Raw genomic sequence first — 17,371 nt, forward strand, 5'->3', positions numbered from 1 at the left:
TTGGGTTAGAATGCCTCCCTTTTCCGCCCCCGATCCTTGAGGACCGCCATGTTCAGCCGTGATTTGACTATTGCCAAGTACGACGCCGACCTTTTTGCCGCCATGGAGCAAGAAGCTCAGCGCCAGGAAGAACACATCGAGCTGATCGCTTCGGAAAACTACACCAGCCCAGCGGTGATGGAAGCTCAAGGCTCGGTACTGACCAACAAGTACGCCGAAGGCTACCCGGGCAAGCGCTACTACGGCGGTTGCGAGTACGTCGACATCGTCGAGCAGCTTGCAATTGATCGAGCAAAAGAGCTGTTCGGCGCCGACTACGCCAACGTTCAGCCGCACGCCGGTTCGCAAGCCAACAGCGCCGTTTACCTGGCCCTGCTGTCGGCTGGCGACACCATCCTGGGCATGAGCCTGGCCCACGGTGGTCACCTGACCCACGGTGCCAGCGTTTCGTCTTCCGGCAAGCTGTACAACGCCATCCAGTACGGCATCGATGCCAACGGCCTGATCGACTACGACGAAGTCGAGCGCCTGGCTGTCGAGCACAAGCCAAAAATGATCGTGGCCGGTTTCTCTGCCTACTCGCAGATCCTCGACTTCCCGCGTTTCCGTGCAATCGCTGACAAAGTCGGTGCCTACCTGTTTGTCGACATGGCTCACGTGGCAGGTCTGGTCGCTGCTGGCGTCTACCCGAACCCGGTTCCATTCGCTGACGTCGTGACCACCACCACCCACAAGACCCTGCGCGGTCCACGTGGCGGCCTGATTCTGGCTCGCGCCAACGCCGACATCGAGAAGAAGCTGAACTCCGCGGTATTCCCGGGCGCCCAGGGTGGCCCGCTGGAGCACGTGATCGCTGCCAAGGCGATCTGCTTCAAGGAAGCGCTGCAGCCTGAGTTCAAGGCCTACCAGCAACAAGTGGTGAAAAACGCCCAGGCCATGGCCGGCGTGTTCATCGAGCGCGGTTTCGACGTGGTGTCGGGCGGTACTCAGAACCACCTGTTCCTGCTGTCGCTGATCAAGCAGGAAATCTCCGGTAAAGACGCCGACGCCGCTCTGGGCAAAGCGTTCATCACCGTGAACAAGAACTCCGTGCCAAACGACCCACGCTCCCCGTTCGTCACCTCCGGCCTGCGCTTCGGCACTCCGGCTGTGACCACTCGCGGCTTCAAGGAAGCAGAGTGCAAGGAACTGGCCGGCTGGATCTGCGACATCCTGGCTGACCTGAACAACGAAGCGGTGATCGACGCCGTTCGTGAGAAGGTCAAGGCCATCTGCAAGAAACTGCCGGTGTACGGCGCCTAATCAGCCCCGCTAAACCGCAGCAATAAAAAACCGGCCAGAGATGGCCGGTTTTTTTTCGCCTGCGAAACGCCTCTGTAGGAGCGAGCTTGCTCCGGGCGGCGCTCCGACGAAGGTCGTCAACGATAACGCGTGCTTGCTGGTTCAACGCATTGTCATTGAAACCATCGCGAGCAAGCTCGCTCCTACAGGACCAGCACCACTGGTCAGACCGGTCATGCCAATTTTCTAATTTTTGCTTGCGAACACTCAAAAACAGCGCCTACACTGCGCCTGCACTGGACATACCGGTAAGACCACAATAATTAAGTCCTGAATCTGATGTGCCCCGCACACGGCAGCCAGGACACCGACCAGGATTCCTCCCATGCTCAGATGGTGCTCGCGTTCAATCTTCCTCCAAGTGGTTCTCGGACTGGTGCTCGGCATCGTCTGCGGGCTGACCCTTCCCGAATACTCCGCTCAGCTCAAACCGCTCGGTGACGGTTTTATCAAGCTGATCAAAATGCTCATCGGCCTGATTGTGTTTTGCGTAGTGGTCAGCGGCATCAGCGGTGCCGGCGACCTGAAGAAGGTCGGCCGTATCGGCCTCAAATCGGTGATCTACTTTGAAGTGCTGACCACGATTGCCCTGGTGATCGGCCTGGTGTTCGCCTTCAGCACCGGCATCGGCAGCGGTGCGAACATTCACCTGGAGCAGCTTTCCGCAGCCGACATGGGCGACATTGCCCAGCGCGGTCAGCACATGCACACCACCACACAGTTCCTGATGGACCTGATTCCGACGTCGGTGATCGGCGCCTTTGCAGATAACAATATCCTGCAGGTCCTGCTGTTTTCAGTGTTGTTCGGCAGTGCACTGAATCTGGTGGGAGAAGCGGCATCGGGCATTTCGCGGCTGATCAATGAACTCAGCCACGTGATCTTCCGCATCATGGGCATGATCGTGCGACTGGCCCCCATCGGGGTATTCGGCGCGATCGCCTTCACCACCAGCAAATATGGCCTGGACTCGCTGCAACACCTGGGCAGCCTGGTCGGCCTGTTCTACCTGACCTGTACTGCCTTCGTGGCCCTGATTCTCGGCCTGGTGATGCGTCTCTCTGGCTTAAGGATGTGGCCGTTGCTCAAGTACCTGCGCGAAGAACTGTTGATCGTCATGGGCACCGCGTCCTCCGATGCCGTGCTGCCACAAATCATGCGCAAGCTTGAGCATCTGGGCATCGGCAGTTCGACGGTCGGGTTGGTGATACCGACCGGTTACTCGTTCAACCTCGACGGTTTCTCGATCTACCTGACCCTGGCCATTGTGTTCATCGCCAATGCCACCGGCACGCCGCTGGCGATGACCGACTTGCTGACCATTCTGTTGGTATCGTTGATCACCTCCAAAGGTGCCCACGGCATTCCGGGCTCGGCGCTGGTGATCCTGGCTGCCACCCTGACAGCCATTCCGGCCATTCCGGTGGTGGGTCTGGTGCTGGTGCTGGCCGTGGACTGGTTCATGGGCATCGGCCGGGCGTTGACCAACCTGATCGGCAACTGTGTGGCAACCGTCGCCATCGCGCGGTGGGAAAAGGACATCGATGTGCAGCGGGCGAACAAGGTACTTTCCGGCCAGGCGGGTTATACCTTCCAGCCGCGTAAACCGGTCGCACCGGCACATCAGCAGGAATTCTGAATCATCGGTGTGCCGGCCCCACCTTGGCTGGCACACCCTCACCACTTTTAGATGCTCATGGAGCGAACAGTGATTACCTCGTCAACCGTTGTAACTTCAGTCGTGGAAAAACTTCGGGCCGCTTTGGCCCGTGGTCAGTGGCGCTCCGGCGAAATGCTGCCGGGGCAACGTGAACTGGCCGAACAACTGGGTATCAGCCGCCCGAGCCTGCGTGAAGCGGTCATTGTCCTGGAAACCCTTGGCCTGGTGCGCTCGATGCCGGGCAAAGGCGTAGTGGTACTCGAGGCCAGTCTCAGCGATGGCCAGTCCCACGAAAGCGCGGTGGCCGCAGCGAGCCTGGAAGACGTGCTGCAACTGCGCTACACCCTCGAGCCGTTCATCGTCGGCCTCGTGGCGCAGTCCATCAGCAGCAAGGAAGTCGGGCAACTGCGCCTGACCCTGATGGACATGCGCGAAGCCCTGGAGGCCAATGACAGTGAAGCCGGCGTAAGTGCCTACATCGCGTTCCACGAAGAGCTGTTCACGCTGACGTCGAACCCGATCTTCCAGAGCGTGGTCCAGCAAACCAGCAATGCCCTCAAGCAAAGCGCCGAAGTGTTGCGCAACTCCCCGGAGCATCTGGCTGAGCGCCTTGAAGAAAACGAAGCGGTGGTGCGGGCGATCCGCAGCAAGAACAGCGCCCAGGCCAGCGCCGAGATGCGTCGGCATATTTTGTGTGAAGGCCAGCGCATGGGCATCGAACTGAACATCCCGGAAGACAACCTCGGCAGTTGAAACCTCTTCGAACTGGAGATTGGCCATGAACAGCTTCGCCTCGCCACAAACGCTCGCCACCCTGCCCGTCCGCCCTTCGGTGGATGATCTGTATTCACGGGTCCTCGATGCCATTTTCGAACAGCGCATCCATTCGGCCAGTCGCTTTACGGAAGAAAGCCTGGCGCAGATGTTCGGTGCAAGGCGCAGCGATATGCGTGATGTGCTGACGCGACTGTCCCATCAGCAGATCATCACTCTTCGAGTCAACCATCGTCCCCGCGTCGCCGAGCTTGATGCCGAGCATACCCGGCAGGCACTGCATGCCCGGCGTCTGGCCGAGATCATGCTGGTGCGGCTGGCCTGTCAGCGACCCTGCGCGCAAGACCTGAAGCAACTGCGGACGCTGGTCGATAGCGAGCGTCAATGCACTGAGCGTGGCCGGACGATCCGTTTGTCGGGAGAGTTTCACCTGCGATTGGCAGAAATGGCAGGTAATGCACCGTTATCGCACTTTCTAGACAGCCTGGTGCCGCTGACTTCGTTGGCGCTTGCGCAGTTTGATCCGCAGTCGATGGATTATTGCGTATGGCAGGTGCACATGGAGATCCTGGATGCACTGGAGCGAGGGGATGCTGCGAAGGCGGAAATTGTGCTCAACCGGCATCTGGATTATCTGGAACAGACTCTGCTCAATACAACCCGTGAACATTGTGCTGCCGGCTAGATCGCATCGCGGGCAAGCCCGCGATGGCATCCTCACAAACGCCATAAAGCTTCAGACCGCCGCCACCCGTGCAAACCCCTCACGAATCTTCTCTTCCGGCAAATCATCAGCAATAAACACGATCACGCTTTCACGCGGCTCATCTTCAGCCCACTCTGTATCCCAGTCGAAACCATAAAGCTTCAGTACACCCTGAAACACCATGCGACGGGATTCGCCGAGGATATTCAATACACCTTTATAGCGCAGCAGTTGCTTGCCATGGTCTTCCAGCAGTTCGTTCATGAACTCGCTGAGCCTGTCGATATCCAGCGGCTTTTCAGTGCGCAGCACCAGGCTGGAAATGCGGTCGATGGACGGCGCAACCTGGTTGACCGGGCGCAAGCTCACGCCGCCACCAAGGTCGGCGTTCAAATTGAAACCGCGGACATCAAGCAACTCGGCCAGGTCGATCCTGCCGTGGTCAACCACGCGAATCGGCGCTCGACGGTTAATGCGGGTCAGGCGCTCGCTCAACGCGGCGAAAGACGGCTCGTCCACCAGATCGCGCTTGCTCACCAGCAAGCGGTCGGCGAAACCGATCTGCGCCTGGGCGATGGTCTGGGTCAGGTGCACGTCGGCATGTGCCGCGTCGACCAGCGTAATGATGCCATCGAGGATATAGCGCTCACGCAACTCTTCGTCGATGAAAAAGGTTTGTGCCACGGGTGCCGGGTCGGCCAGGCCAGTGCATTCGATCACCAGGCGGTCGAAGGCGATATCGCCCTGGTCCAGACGCTCCAGCAACAGATAAAGCGCTTTGGTCAGGTCCGTATGGATGGTGCAGCAGACGCAGCCGTTGGACAGTGTCATCACTTGCACCGGCTCGTCGCCCAACAACTGGGTATCGATGCCGGCATCGCTGAATTCGTTCTCGATGACGGCGATTTTCAGGCCGTGCTCGGCCTTGAGCAGGTAACGCAACAGGGTGGTCTTGCCGGCGCCGAGGAAGCCGCTGAGGATCGTTACGGGGATGGGAGAGGACAAACTGGATCTCCTTTTTCACACAGAGAAAAAACAACACAAAACAATTGTGGGAGCGAGCTTGCTCGCGATAGCGGCTTAACATTCAACATCACTGTTGATTGACAGTCCGCCATCGCGAGCAAGCTCGCTCCCACAGGTATTGCTGTTAATCCGACAACCGGATCAACAGCACTTCGGTCCACCCTTGCCACCGTAACGGGCTTCCTGACGCTCGCGAAAGAACATCTCATAGCTCATCACCGGTTTGTCCGGGTGCTTGCTCTGCATATGCTCGACGTAGTTGTCGTAGTCGGGCATGCCGACCATCAGGCGCGCGGCCTGACCGAGGTATTTACCGAGGCGACTCAGGTCATTGAACATGGTGCAAATCCTCGATCACGCTTCCGGCAGCGCCTGGAATGGCGCTTCCTTGTCCGTACGCCCCTTGCTGCCCCAGGCGGAAATACCGACCTTGAGCGCATAGAACAGGATGCTGAACACCACGAACAGGAACAGCGCGGTCAGCGTTGCGTTGGTGTAGGCGTTGAAGATCACGTGCTGCATCTGGGTGATGTCCTTGGCCGGGGCGATGATCTGACCGTTGGCCAGGGCATCGCTGTATTTCCTGGCCAGCGACAGGAAGCCGATCGCCGGGTTGGCATCGAACAGCTTGATGAAACCGGCGGTGCTGGTGCAAACCAACAGCCAAACGGCCGGCAGCATGGTGACCCAGACATACCGCTGGCGCTTCATCTTGATCAGCACTACGGTGCCGAGCATCAGCGCGATACCGGCCAGCATCTGGTTGGAGATACCGAACAGCGGCCACAAGGTGTTGATGCCGCCCAGCGGATCGATCACGCCCTGATACAGCAACCAGCCCCACATGGTCACACAACCGGCGGTGGCGATCAGGTTGGCTGTCCAGGATTCGGTGCGGCGCAGGGCCGGCACGAACGAACCGAGCAGGTCCTGGAGCATGAAACGCCCGGCACGGGTACCGGCGTCGACCGCGGTCAGGATGAACAGCGCTTCGAACAGAATCGCGAAGTGGTACCAGAACGCCATGGTGTTTTCACCCGGCAGAACACTGTGCAGGATTTGTGCGATACCGACCGCCAGGGTTGGTGCACCACCGGCACGGGCCAGAATGGTAATTTCACCGATGTCATGGGCCACCGCTTGCAGGGCTTCCGGTGTGATGGCAAAGCCCCAGTTGCTGACCGCTGTCGCTACCGCCACCACATCCCCGCCGACAACCGCGGCCGGACTGTTCATGGCGAAGTACACGCCCGGCTCGATCACCGACGCGGCGACCATGGCCATGATGGCTACGAACGATTCCATCAGCATGCCGCCGTAACCGATGTAGCGGGCGTTGGTTTCGTTATCCAGCAGTTTCGGCGTGGTCCCGGAGGCGATCAGCGCGTGGAAACCCGAGACCGCGCCACAGGCGATGGTGATGAACAGGAACGGGAACAGCCCGCCCTTCCACACCGGGCCAGTGCCGTCGATGAACTGGGTCAGGGCCGGCATTTTCAGCTCGGGCATGGTGATCAGAATGCCGATGGCCAGGGCGACGATGGTGCCGATTTTCAGGAAAGTCGACAGGTAGTCACGGGGCGCCAGAATCAGCCACACCGGCAACACCGCCGCGACAAAACCGTAGCCGATCAGCATCCAGGTGATTTGCACGCCAGTGAAGCTGAACGCTTTGGCCCACACCGGATCCGCGGCAATCTGCCCGCCGAGCCAGATCGAACCGAGCAGCAACAGCACGCCGATCACCGAGATCTCACCGATGCGACCGGGGCGGATGTAGCGCATGTAGATGCCCATGAACATCGCGATCGGGATGGTCGCCATCACCGTGAAAATGCCCCACGGGCTTTCGGCCAGGGCTTTGACCACGATCAGCGCCAGCACCGCGAGGATGATGATCATGATCAGGAAGCAGCCGAACAGTGCGATGGTGCCGGGGATGCGGCCCATTTCTTCACGGACCATGTCGCCCAGGGATCGACCGTTGCGGCGGGTGGACATGAACAGGACCATGAAGTCCTGCACCGCACCGGCCAGCACCACGCCGGCGATCAGCCACAGCGTGCCGGGCAGGTAGCCCATCTGCGCCGCCAGCACCGGACCGACCAGCGGACCCGCGCCGGCGATGGCGGCGAAGTGGTGACCGAAGAGAATGTGTTTGTTGGTCGGCACGTAGTCCAGACCATCGTTGTTGAGCACGGCAGGCGTGGCCCGTCGTGCATCGAGTTGCATGACATTGTTAGCGATGAACAGACTGTAGTAGCGATAGGCGACCAGATAGATGGCCACGGCAGCGACCACAATCCACAAGGCGTTGATTGCCTCGCCCCGGCGCAATGCCACGACACCCAGGGCGCACGCACCTGTGATTGCCAGCACCAGCCAAGGCAAATGGCGTAGCGGGCTATTGTTATTTTTCATTTTGATATTCCAGCCAGAGTGGACAAGAAAGACAACCATATCGAGTTTAGCTCTCCTGATGGCAAAGACCATACCCCCGACATTGGTCTGGACACCTGCACGCGCTGGCCGCCTTGAAGTATGCAGGTCTATAGTCAGCGTACATCTACGAGGATCGCGTCATGAGCGAGCACCCTGCCGAACGTCGCCGCTTCAAACGTATTGCGTTCGATGCCCAAACCGAGCTGAGTCAGGGAGAGTCCACCTGGTCGGTGAAGTTGATTGATCTGTCGCTCAAGGGGTTGCTGATCGAGCGACCCGTTCCGTGGCTGGGCAATGCGCAGCAGGATTTTCTGGTCGACATTCATCTGGGCGAAGAGGCGGACATCATCATGGATGTGCAACTGACCCACGAAGACCACGGCCAACTCGGCTTTATCTGCCGGCACATCAGCCTGGAGTCCATCGAACGCCTGCGGCGATTGATCGAGCTCAACCTGGCTGATCCGCAGGAGCTGGAGCGAGAATTGGGTGCGCTGATCGAGATCTAGCCATCATCGAATTCCCCTGTAGGAGCGAGCCTGCTCGCGATTGCAATCTGACAGTCACATTGCTGCTGGCTGACACACCAAAATCGCGAGCAGGCTCACTCCTACAGGGTTTGTGTTTCGTCTGTTAGTTACTCGAATAACGCGTCGAGTGCCTGTTCCAGCCGGGTTACAGCAATGACCTGCAACCCCGCCGGCGCCTCCTTCGGCGCATTGCCCTTGGGCACGATGGCCCGCTTGAAGCCGTGCTTGGCCGCTTCTTTCAAACGCTCCTGACCGCTCGGCACCGGACGCACTTCACCGGAAAGCCCGACTTCACCGAACACCAGCAGATCGTGGGGCAACGGCCGGTTGCGCAAACTGGACATCACCGCTGCCATCAACGCCAGGTCGGACGCCGTTTCCAGCACCTTGACCCCGCCGACCACGTTGAGAAACACGTCCTGATCGTGGGTCGGAATGCCACCGTGACGGTGCAGCACAGCCAGCAACATCGCCAGCCGGTTTTGATCCAGCCCCAGCGTGACCCGACGCGGGTTGGCCAGGTGACTGTCGTCCACCAGCGCCTGAACCTCCACCAGCATCGGCCGTGTACCTTCCCAGGTTGCCATCACCACACTGCCCGGGACTTCTTCCTGGGCACGGGTCAGAAAAATCGCCGACGGGTTGGAGACTTCTTTCAGTCCTTTGTCGGTCATGCCGAAAACGCCCAGTTCATTGACTGCACCGAAGCGGTTCTTTACCGCCCGCAGCAGACGCAGGCGCCCGTCGGACTCACCTTCGAAATACAGCACGGTGTCGACCATGTGCTCCAGCACCCGAGGGCCAGCCAGCGCGCCTTCCTTGGTGACGTGGCCCACCAGGAAAATCGCCGTGCCGCTCTGTTTGGCATAACGCACCAGCAACGCCGCGCTTTCGCGCACCTGGGATACGCCGCCCGGTGCCGATTGCAATTGCTCGGTAAATATCGTCTGGATCGAGTCGATCACCATCACCTTGGGCTTTTCCTGACGGGCCGTGGCAATGATGGTTTCGATGCAGGTTTCGGTCATGACCCGCAGTTGATCCTGAGGCAACCCCAGGCGCCGCGCACGCATGGCCACTTGCTGTTGGGATTCCTCACCGGTGACGTACAGCGCCGGCATGCTCTTGGCGAGGTTGCACAAGGTTTGCAACAGAATGGTCGACTTGCCGATGCCAGGGTCGCCACCGATCAGCACCACCGAGCCATCCACCAGACCACCACCCAGAACCCGGTCCAGCTCGCTGGAAGCGGTAGAGAAGCGCGGAATTTCTTCGACACTGACTTCGGCCAGAGTCTTGATCTGCGCCTGCTGGCCGGTCCAGCCGGTACGACCGCTGGGGGCGGCTGCCCCGCCGCTTTCCACCATGGTTTCGGTCAGCGTGTTCCAGGCCCCGCACTCACCGCACTGGCCGGCCCATTTGGGGAAGGTTGAGCCGCACTCGGTGCAGCCGTACATGCGCTTGGCCTTGGCCATCGGAACTCCCGGAAAAAAACGCGATGATAGCTCAGCCAAGGCGCGCGAGTGCGGCCAGATATTTCTCAACCCTTTTGAAGACTTCAAATAACCTTATTAAACACAGGCATATTGGGATACACCCATTCTAAAAACCTTGTATAAGTTTTTCGCTCAACTGGGCCAACAAATTCTTGGGACATGCCATACCGTACACTTCGAAAACCTATACAAACTTTGTTCATATACATACTTTTTGCACAACTTCGAAAACATTCACACAAAACGCAGCAATGATTCAGAGAAACGTGCAACTTGTCAGACACCCCAAACTAACGAAACAGTTCATATCACCGCAGTTGCATTTAATTTTCAATGCAGCCTCTTGGCCACTAACTGCCCGATCATCTTGAACGTCCCGATTCAGGAATGGTCGCTCAACCTTGTCTCGCCCACACAAATGACGCCATTTCGCTGAAAAAAACGTCATCTGAGAACGCCTCAGAAGGCCTGACCGACCTCAGATGAGATCAATCGGTGAATTTTTCAACACCGCCCGGGTCAATGGCTGGCAAGCACAGCAGGCAGTTGATTCGAGCAGGATGCGATTTGCTGATTTACACTGCGCACATCTACCTCATCTGTAACAAGGAATAACCTATGGGCGTGCTAAACGAGTTCAAGGCCTTCGCGGTCAAAGGCAATGTGGTCGACATGGCCGTCGGCATCATCATCGGTGCGGCCTTTGGCAAGATCGTTACGTCGTTTGTCGGTGACCTGATCATGCCGCCAATCGGGATGCTGATCGGTGGCGTGGACTTCAGTGATCTGGCCATAACGCTCAAGGCAGCAGACGGCGCCATTCCTGCGGTGGTGCTGGCCTATGGCAAGTTCATCCAGACCATCATCGACTTCGTCATCGTCGCCTTTGCGATCTTCATGGGCGTCAAGGCCATCAACCGCCTGAAGCGTGAGGAGTCCGTGGCCCCTAGCCTGCCGCCGGTTCCCACCAAGGAAGAAGAGTTGCTGGGCGAGATCCGCGACTTGCTCAAGGCCCAAAACAACCGGCCTTGACTACACTGGCAAAAAACGGCGCCCTTGAGGCGCCGTTTTGCTTACCAGAAGTTTTCCACCGCCACTTGGCCGGGTCGCCGGCTGAGGCTCAAGTGCATGTCCCGCTGTTTAAGCAACTTGCGCGTATCATCGATCATCTGCGGGTTGCCGCACAGCATGACCCGTGAATGCTCAGGCGTCAGCGCAACTCCCGCGTTGCGCTCCAACTCGCCGCTTTCAATCAGTGTGGTGATCCGTCCGTTCAATGCGCCAGGATGCTGCTCACGAGTGACTGTGGCGATGAATTGCAATTTGTGTGCGTATTCAGCCAGATACTCAAGTTGCGCCAGCCCCGCGATCAGCTCCTGATAAGCCAGTTCCCGGGCTTCGCGAACGCTGTAGACCAGGATGATCCGCTCGAATCTCTCCCAGACTTCGAAATCCTGGAGTATCGACAGGAACGGCGCGATGCCCGTGCCTGTGGATAACAACCACAGATCGCGGCCATCGACAAAACGGTCCAGCGTCAAGTAACCGAAGGCCTGGCGGTCGACCAGCAATGTATCGTCAACGCCCAGGCGGCTCAGCTCACTGGTGAACTCACCGCCCGGTACGACAATGGAAAAGAACTCGAGGAACTCGTCAAAGGGCGAGGACACCATGGAGTAGGCGCGCCATACGGTGCTGCCGTCAGCCTTGGTGACGCCCAGGCGGGCAAACTGCCCCGCCCGAAAACGAAACCCGGCATCCCGCGTGGCGCGCAGGGTAAACAGGTTCGGGGTCAACGGATGAACCTCGAGCAAGGTCTGGCGCGTAAATTTTTCTTCACTGACGGACATGGAAGGCTCCAATCAACAGATACCCCAGTGTCCCGCAAAGAAAGCAGCGTAACCACCGACAATTTGTAGTGACATTAATGCGCACTAGTCGTCGATTACAGAATACGGATACAACCCTATGTATAAAATTATATGTGGCATTTCATAACCACTTATTCCCTAAGAACCTTGAGCACACTTTCCCAACAGTCAAAAGAGCAAAATTGTCGAACCACTTCTGCAGGAAATGTCCTACACTTCGTGGCGTGCCGGATCCTGGATCCAATACGGCACCCAGAAGACAAGCTAATGGAGATCACTGTATGGAGATCTGGAAGGAGTCACAACTCAAACAATTGGCGCACACACAAGAGATCAATACTGCCTATCGAATCGCGCTCAGTTTCGCTAGAAACCTTGGATATAAATTTTGTGGCTTTTCAATTACTTCGAACTCATTCGGGGTCGACACCAGTACAGTGAACCTGAACAACTTCCCCCAGGAGTGGAATACTCAATATGAAAAAAGCAACGCATCACAAATAGACCCAGTAGTGGCGCATTGCAGTCATTCAATGTTGCCTGTTCTCTGGAGTGAAGAGCTTTTTTCCAGGACGCCATGGTTATGGCAGTTGCTGCGACAACAGGGCTTACAGCATGGCTGGTCCCAAGCGATCTTTGATGAGGAAACCGGTCTGCGCAGCATTTTCAGCCTGGCCAGAAGCCATTGCCCGATTTCAGCCTATGAGCTGTACGAGCATCTTGGATTCTCGGTGTTCATCAGCCGCCATTTGCACGCTCTGGCGAACGCAATGCAACCGAAAAAACCGGCTCGCCCCCAGGCTCCGCCCTTGTCACGGCGGGAACTCGAAGTATTGAAACTATCGGCCGACGGCAAGACGGCCTATGAAATTGCCAGGATCCTCAATTTGAGTGAACGCACCATCAACTTTCATGTGCACAGGGCCATCGAGAAGCTCGGCGTCAACAACAAGATTGCGGCAGTCATCGCCGCAGCCCGGTCCGGGGCCATCTGAAAGCGCCCGACTGCGGGAAAACCTGCGGGTAATCCGGGCAAAAAAAACGTACCATTTGCGGTCCCTCCTGAGTGATGGCGTGTAGACCTGCACGACGCAGTACACTCGGTCGGCTCCGCCCGCTCCAACGCCTCAGGCAGCGGGACATCCGTTGATTACCCAGAGCCCCACCCCATGCCTTTGCTCGAAACACCCTTCGCCAGCCTCGACCTGATCCGCCAGCCCGAACAGCAGAACGAACCGCTGCAAGCTTTCGATGCGGCCGATGAATACCTGCTCAATCATCTGGCCGAACAGCAGCCGGCGTCGGACACCCGGGTATTGGTGCTCAATGACAGTTTCGGCGCGTTGGCGGCCAGCCTGGCGGGCAAGGTGCAAGTGGTCAGCAGCGGTGATTCGTTCCTGGCCCTGCAGGGGCTGGAAAAGAACCTGGTGCGCAACGGCCTGGCGTTTGATGCCGTGCCGAGCATACCCGCCAGCGAAACCTTTGCCGGGCCGTTCGACTGCGTGCTGATCCGTGTACCGAAAACCCTGGCACTGCTGGAAGAACAACTGATCCGCCTGCAAGGTCAACTGGCACCCGGCGCCCAAGTGGTTGCCGCGGCCATGATCAAACATCTGCCCAGGGCCGCGGGCGACTTGCTGGAGCGTTACATCGGCCCGGTGCAAGCCTCATTGGCCGTGAAGAAGGCGCGGCTATTGATTGCCACGGTGCAAGACAAAACGCCAGTTGTATCGCCTTACCCAACGCGCTACAGACTCGACGACCCGGCTATCGAACTGCTCAACCACGCCAATGTGTTTTGCCGTGAAGGCCTGGACATCGGCACGCGAGCCTTCCTGCCGCACTTGCCGAAAAACCTCGGCTCGGCGCGGGTCGCCGATCTCGGCTGCGGCAACGGCGTCCTGGCCATCGCCAGCGCCCTGCAAAACCCCGAGGCCCACTACACGTTGGTGGACGAGTCGTTCATGGCCGTGCAATCGGCGTCCGAGAACTGGCGCGCAGCCTTGGGTGAACGGGAAGTGATCGTGCGTGCCGGTGACGGCCTGGCCGGCCAGGAACCGCAATCGCTTGATGTCGTGCTGTGCAATCCACCGTTTCACCAGCAACAGGTGGTGGGGGATTTCCTGGCCTGGCGGATGTTCCAGCAGGCGCGCGAAGCGCTGGTCGTGGGCGGCGCGCTGTACATCGTCGGCAATCGTCACCTGGGTTACCACAGCAAGCTCGCGCGGCTGTTCCGCGGTGTCGAGCAAGTGGCAACCAATCCGAAATTCGTCATCCTCAAGGCGCGTAAATAACAGTAAAAAAAACCCTCCGGTCGGAGGGTTGTAAATCCGTGCCTTGAGGCTACGGGAGGGATGTCAGTGTGTGGTCAGGCCGGCCGCGTTCATGAACAGACGCATCAGGCTGGCGACGATGAACAGGGCGCCGACGCTGCCAACCCAGATCAGGGCCAACCAGCCGAGCCGCTGCCACAGTGGTTTTTTTTCGGCTTCTTCAATGTCGTGCAGGGAATGTTTGCTGCTCATTGATAAATCCTCCGATGTAGATCGATGGCGTCTGTCAGGACGCCATCGTCGGAACGCCGCCCGGAGCAGGCTCGCTCCCACATTAGTTTCGTGGTGCACAGGGCTAGTGGTAGCCGTCTTCATGGGTGACCTTGCCGCGGAACACGTAGTAGCTCCAGAAGGTGTAGCCCAGGATGAACGGAATGATGAACAGCGTTCCCACCAGCATGAAGCCCTGGCTTTGCGGCGGCGCGGCGGCGTCCCAGATCGAGATCGACGGCGGGATGATGTTCGGCCACAGGCTGATGCCCAACCCGCTGTAACCGAGGAAGATCAGCACCAGGGTCAGCAGGAACGGCGTGTAGTGCGCGTTGCGGGCCACCGCGCGGATCAGTCCGTACATCGTCACCAGCACCAGAATCGGTACCGGCATGAACCAGAACAGATTCGGCATGGTGAACCAGCGTGCGGCGATTTCTGCGTGGGCCAACGGGGTCCAGATGCTGACGATGCCGATCACCGCCAGCAGCACGAAGGCCAATGGCCGGGCCAGGTCATGCATCTGTTCCTGCAACTTGCCTTCGGTCTTCATGATCAGCCAGGTGCAACCGAGCAGCGCATACGCCACCACCAGCGCCGCACCACAGAACATCGTGAACGGGGTCAGCCAGTCCAGTGAACCACCGGCGAACTGCCGATTGACCACTGGCAGCCCATCGATGAACGCGCCGAGCGCAACGCCCTGGAAGAACGTTGCAGTGACCGAACCACCGATGAACGCCTTGTCCCACAGATGGCGCTTGTCGTCCCTGGCCTTGAAGCGGAACTCGAAGGCCACACCGCGGAAGATCAACCCGATCAACATCAGGATCAGCGGCAGGTACAACGCCGAGAGCACCACCGAATAGGCCAGCGGAAACGCGCCGAACAACGCCGCGCCACCCAACACCAGCCAGGTCTCGTTGCCGTCCCAGACCGGGGCGACAGTGTTCATCATCACATCGCGATCGGTCTTGCCCGGAATGAACGGGAAGAGAATGCCGATGCCCAGGTCGAAACCGTCCATGACCACGTACATCATGATGCCGAAGATGATGATCACGGCCCAGATCAGCGGAAGATCAATACCCATGATTCAAATCTCCTTGGTCAGGCTGTGATCGGCGTCGATGTGGTCGTTGTCGGCTGCGGAAAACGGCCGGGCCGGTGTGCGTTTCTGGCCAGGGCCACCGTCGTTGGTTTCCTTGCCTTCGTCGATCTTCGGCCCCTTGCGCACCAGGCGCATCATGTAACCAAGACCGGCACCAAACAGCGCGAAATAGACCACGACAAACAGGATCAGAGTGATGCTCATCTGCATGAAGCTATGGTTGGACGACGCATCCGCCGTGCGCATCAGGCCGTAGACCACCCACGGCTGACGGCCGATTTCGGTGGTGAACCAGCCGGCGAGGAGAGCGATCAGACCAGACGGCCCCATCCACAGCGCCAGGTACAGGAACGGCCGCGAGGAGTAGAGGGTGTCGCGCTTGCGCAGCCACAGGCTCCACAAGCCGGTGAAGATCATCAGCATGCCCAGACCCACCATGATCCGAAATGACCAGAACACAATGGTCGAATTCGGCCGGTCTTCAGGCGGGAACTCCTTGAGCGCCGGGACTTGCTTGTCCAGCGAGTGAGTCAGGATCAGGCTACCCAGGTACGGAATCTCGACAGCAAACCTGGTTTTCTCTTCTTTCATGTCCGGCCAGCCGAACAGGATCAGCGGCGTCGCCTCGTTACCCTTGTTTTCCCAGTGCCCTTCGATCGCGGCGATTTTCGCTGGCTGATGCTCAAGCGTATTGAGGCCGTGGAAGTCACCAATGACCGCCTGGATCGGCGCAACGATCAATGCCATCCACATGGCCATCGAGAGCATTTTGCGGATCGCCGGGTTGTCCCTGCCGCGCAGCAAATGCCAGGCCGCGGAGGAACCGACGAAGAAGGCCGTGGCGACGAACGCCGCCGTGGCCATGTGCATCAGGCGATACGGGAACGACGGGTTGAAGATAACCGCCAGCCAGTCGGTGGGTATGACCTGACCGTTGACGATCTCGAAGCCCTGCGGGGTCTGCATCCAGCTATTGGAGGCAAGAATCCAGAACGTCGAGATCAATGTACCGATGGCCACCATCACGGTGGCGAAGAAGTGCAGGCCACGTCCGACCTTGTTCCAGCCAAACAGCATGACGCCGAGGAACCCGGCCTCGAGGAAGAACGCCGTGAGCACTTCATAGGTCAGCAACGGCCCGGTAACCGAGCCGGCGAAGTCCGAGAAGCGGCTCCAGTTGGTGCCGAACTGATAGGCCATGACCAGACCGGAAACCACCCCCATGCCGAAGTTGACGGCAAAGATTTTCGACCAGAAATGGTAGAGGTCACGGTAGGTGTCGTTATGGGTTTTCAGCCACAGGCCTTCGAGTACCGCCAGGTAACTCGCCAGGCCGATGGTGATGGCCGGAAACAGGATGTGGAACGAGATGGTGAACGCGAACTGAATTCGGGCGAGATCAAGTGCCTCTAAACCGAACATAAGTCTTCCTCTGTCAGGTAGTACGGCTGCTGGCTGGAAGCCTGCACCCACGGCCCCCACGGATATGGAGTGTGGCGAATCTCTGTTTGTTCTTTTTCTGCACGCATCGCAACGCAGGGAATCTGGCCTTGCGGCCGCCGGATCAATTCCTTTTGTGGGTTTTGATCTGGATCAATCAACGTTGAAAGAGTAGTCCCATTTTCGGGGATAACCCGCGTGGTCTTTTGCCGCGTGACAAGTTGCCTCACGGCTGCCGAAATGACCGGAAATACATTCCCGGATGCAACATGATTAATGTGGCGAGGGGGCTTGTCGGACCGCCGCATCGCCCCGTTCGGCTGCGTAGCAGTCGTGGAGCTAGTCAATTCGGCTTCCCTTACGAAACGATTCCTGCAAGAGCAGGGTTGCTTCGCAATCCAACGGGGGCAAGCCCCCTCGCCACAAGGTTT

At 58.6% G+C, this 17,371-nt stretch carries 16 protein-coding genes; 8 read left to right on the forward strand and 8 right to left on the reverse strand.

Annotated elements, in window-relative coordinates; genetic code table 11:
* Positions 1-48 precede the first annotated feature (48 nt).
* From glyA to ACM6IK_RS21350, 4 genes are all read left to right on the forward strand, one after another.
* Complete coding sequence (glyA, locus tag ACM6IK_RS21335) at positions 49-1,302, forward strand: serine hydroxymethyltransferase (protein WP_057713225.1); 1,254 nt, start codon at positions 49-51, stop codon at positions 1,300-1,302.
* Positions 1,303-1,666: 364 nt separating this feature from the next.
* A complete protein-coding gene (locus ACM6IK_RS21340) occupies positions 1,667-2,980 on the forward strand; it encodes a C4-dicarboxylate transporter DctA (RefSeq protein WP_414875885.1) in 1,314 nt (437 codons plus the stop codon).
* A gap of 69 nt (positions 2,981-3,049) precedes the next feature.
* Positions 3,050-3,754 carry a FadR/GntR family transcriptional regulator gene (locus ACM6IK_RS21345; RefSeq protein WP_414875886.1) on the forward strand — a complete coding sequence of 235 codons (705 nt, stop codon included), beginning with the start codon at positions 3,050-3,052 and terminating at the stop codon, positions 3,752-3,754.
* A gap of 25 nt (positions 3,755-3,779) precedes the next feature.
* A complete protein-coding gene (locus ACM6IK_RS21350; protein WP_414875887.1) occupies positions 3,780-4,460 on the forward strand; it encodes a GntR family transcriptional regulator in 681 nt (226 codons plus the stop codon).
* 51 nt (positions 4,461-4,511) lie between these two features.
* Here the strand turns inward: ACM6IK_RS21350 and yjiA are convergent, their stop codons facing one another.
* The 3 genes from yjiA to ACM6IK_RS21365 all read right to left on the reverse strand — a co-directional run bounded on the left by yjiA (position 4,512) and on the right by ACM6IK_RS21365 (position 7,928).
* On the reverse strand, positions 4,512-5,486 hold the full coding sequence (gene yjiA, locus ACM6IK_RS21355; protein WP_414875888.1) for a GTPase: 975 nt from the start codon (positions 5,484-5,486) through the stop codon (positions 4,512-4,514).
* A 162-nt stretch (positions 5,487-5,648) separates the two neighbouring features.
* Entirely contained in the window at positions 5,649-5,846 is a 198-nt protein-coding gene (locus ACM6IK_RS21360; protein WP_008052036.1) for a YbdD/YjiX family protein, read from the reverse strand.
* Positions 5,847-5,861: 15 nt separating this feature from the next.
* Positions 5,862-7,928 carry a carbon starvation CstA family protein gene (locus tag ACM6IK_RS21365; RefSeq protein ID WP_414875889.1) on the reverse strand — a complete coding sequence of 689 codons (2,067 nt, stop codon included), beginning with the start codon at positions 7,926-7,928 and terminating at the stop codon, positions 5,862-5,864.
* 161 nt (positions 7,929-8,089) lie between these two features.
* Here ACM6IK_RS21365 and ACM6IK_RS21370 point away from each other — a divergent pair, with 161 nt between their 5' ends.
* A complete protein-coding gene (locus tag ACM6IK_RS21370; RefSeq protein ID WP_414875890.1) occupies positions 8,090-8,458 on the forward strand; it encodes a PilZ domain-containing protein in 369 nt (122 codons plus the stop codon).
* Between the two features lie 128 nt (positions 8,459-8,586).
* On the opposite strand, the gene radA is transcribed toward ACM6IK_RS21370, so the two are convergent.
* Entirely contained in the window at positions 8,587-9,954 is a 1,368-nt protein-coding gene (gene radA / locus ACM6IK_RS21375) for a DNA repair protein RadA (RefSeq protein ID WP_108216401.1), read from the reverse strand.
* A 639-nt stretch (positions 9,955-10,593) separates the two neighbouring features.
* Here radA and mscL point away from each other — a divergent pair.
* Positions 10,594-11,007: a large-conductance mechanosensitive channel protein MscL gene (gene mscL, locus ACM6IK_RS21380; protein ID WP_108216400.1), complete on the forward strand. Its 414-nt coding sequence runs from the start codon at positions 10,594-10,596 to the stop codon at positions 11,005-11,007.
* 41 nt (positions 11,008-11,048) lie between these two features.
* Here mscL and ACM6IK_RS21385 read toward each other — a convergent pair whose 3' ends face one another.
* Positions 11,049-11,825, reverse strand: a complete 777-nt coding sequence (locus ACM6IK_RS21385) for a ferredoxin--NADP reductase (RefSeq protein WP_414875891.1) — start codon at positions 11,823-11,825, stop codon at positions 11,049-11,051.
* Positions 11,826-12,127: 302 nt separating this feature from the next.
* On the opposite strand from ACM6IK_RS21385, the gene ACM6IK_RS21390 reads away from it, so the two are divergent.
* On the forward strand, positions 12,128-12,841 hold the full coding sequence (locus ACM6IK_RS21390) for an autoinducer binding domain-containing protein (protein WP_414875892.1): 714 nt from the start codon (positions 12,128-12,130) through the stop codon (positions 12,839-12,841).
* A 174-nt stretch (positions 12,842-13,015) separates the two neighbouring features.
* Positions 13,016-14,140, forward strand: coding sequence for a methyltransferase (locus ACM6IK_RS21395; protein WP_414875893.1), 1,125 nt, complete (start codon positions 13,016-13,018; stop codon positions 14,138-14,140).
* Positions 14,141-14,203: 63 nt separating this feature from the next.
* Here the strand turns inward: ACM6IK_RS21395 and ACM6IK_RS21400 are convergent, their stop codons facing one another.
* From ACM6IK_RS21400 to ACM6IK_RS21410, 3 genes are all read right to left on the reverse strand, one after another.
* Positions 14,204-14,371 (reverse strand): DUF2474 domain-containing protein, encoded by a 168-nt coding sequence (locus ACM6IK_RS21400; RefSeq protein WP_108231210.1) that lies wholly within the window; start codon positions 14,369-14,371, stop codon positions 14,204-14,206.
* A gap of 103 nt (positions 14,372-14,474) precedes the next feature.
* Positions 14,475-15,482 carry a cytochrome d ubiquinol oxidase subunit II gene (gene cydB / locus ACM6IK_RS21405; RefSeq protein ID WP_007975775.1) on the reverse strand — a complete coding sequence of 336 codons (1,008 nt, stop codon included), beginning with the start codon at positions 15,480-15,482 and terminating at the stop codon, positions 14,475-14,477.
* Positions 15,483-15,485: 3 nt separating this feature from the next.
* Complete coding sequence (locus ACM6IK_RS21410) at positions 15,486-16,922, reverse strand: cytochrome ubiquinol oxidase subunit I (RefSeq protein ID WP_414875894.1); 1,437 nt, start codon at positions 16,920-16,922, stop codon at positions 15,486-15,488.
* Positions 16,923-17,371: the final 449 nt, after the last annotated feature.

The organism is Pseudomonas sp. IT-196MI5 (assembly GCF_949767415.1).
Classification (GTDB): domain Bacteria; phylum Pseudomonadota; class Gammaproteobacteria; order Pseudomonadales; family Pseudomonadaceae; genus Aquipseudomonas.

What these genes read in the sequence shown, in the direction of transcription:
- glyA (WP_057713225.1), top strand. Translation starts at nt 49, where the DNA reads ATGTTCAGCCGTGATTTGACTATTGCCAAGTACGACGCCGACCTTTTT.
- ACM6IK_RS21340 (WP_414875885.1), top strand. Translation starts at nt 1,667, where the DNA reads ATGCTCAGATGGTGCTCGCGTTCAATCTTCCTCCAAGTGGTTCTCGGA.
- ACM6IK_RS21350 (WP_414875887.1), top strand. Translation starts at nt 3,780, where the DNA reads ATGAACAGCTTCGCCTCGCCACAAACGCTCGCCACCCTGCCCGTCCGC.
- ACM6IK_RS21360 (WP_008052036.1), bottom strand. Translation starts at nt 5,846, where the DNA reads ATGTTCAATGACCTGAGTCGCCTCGGTAAATACCTCGGTCAGGCCGCG.
- ACM6IK_RS21365 (WP_414875889.1), bottom strand. Translation starts at nt 7,928, where the DNA reads ATGAAAAATAACAATAGCCCGCTACGCCATTTGCCTTGGCTGGTGCTG.
- ACM6IK_RS21370 (WP_414875890.1), top strand. Translation starts at nt 8,090, where the DNA reads ATGAGCGAGCACCCTGCCGAACGTCGCCGCTTCAAACGTATTGCGTTC.
- radA (WP_108216401.1), bottom strand. Translation starts at nt 9,954, where the DNA reads ATGGCCAAGGCCAAGCGCATGTACGGCTGCACCGAGTGCGGCTCAACC.
- mscL (WP_108216400.1), top strand. Translation starts at nt 10,594, where the DNA reads ATGGGCGTGCTAAACGAGTTCAAGGCCTTCGCGGTCAAAGGCAATGTG.
- ACM6IK_RS21385 (WP_414875891.1), bottom strand. Translation starts at nt 11,825, where the DNA reads ATGTCCGTCAGTGAAGAAAAATTTACGCGCCAGACCTTGCTCGAGGTT.
- ACM6IK_RS21390 (WP_414875892.1), top strand. Translation starts at nt 12,128, where the DNA reads ATGGAGATCTGGAAGGAGTCACAACTCAAACAATTGGCGCACACACAA.
- ACM6IK_RS21395 (WP_414875893.1), top strand. Translation starts at nt 13,016, where the DNA reads ATGCCTTTGCTCGAAACACCCTTCGCCAGCCTCGACCTGATCCGCCAG.
- ACM6IK_RS21400 (WP_108231210.1), bottom strand. Translation starts at nt 14,371, where the DNA reads ATGAGCAGCAAACATTCCCTGCACGACATTGAAGAAGCCGAAAAAAAA.
- cydB (WP_007975775.1), bottom strand. Translation starts at nt 15,482, where the DNA reads ATGGGTATTGATCTTCCGCTGATCTGGGCCGTGATCATCATCTTCGGC.
- ACM6IK_RS21410 (WP_414875894.1), bottom strand. Translation starts at nt 16,922, where the DNA reads ATGTTCGGTTTAGAGGCACTTGATCTCGCCCGAATTCAGTTCGCGTTC.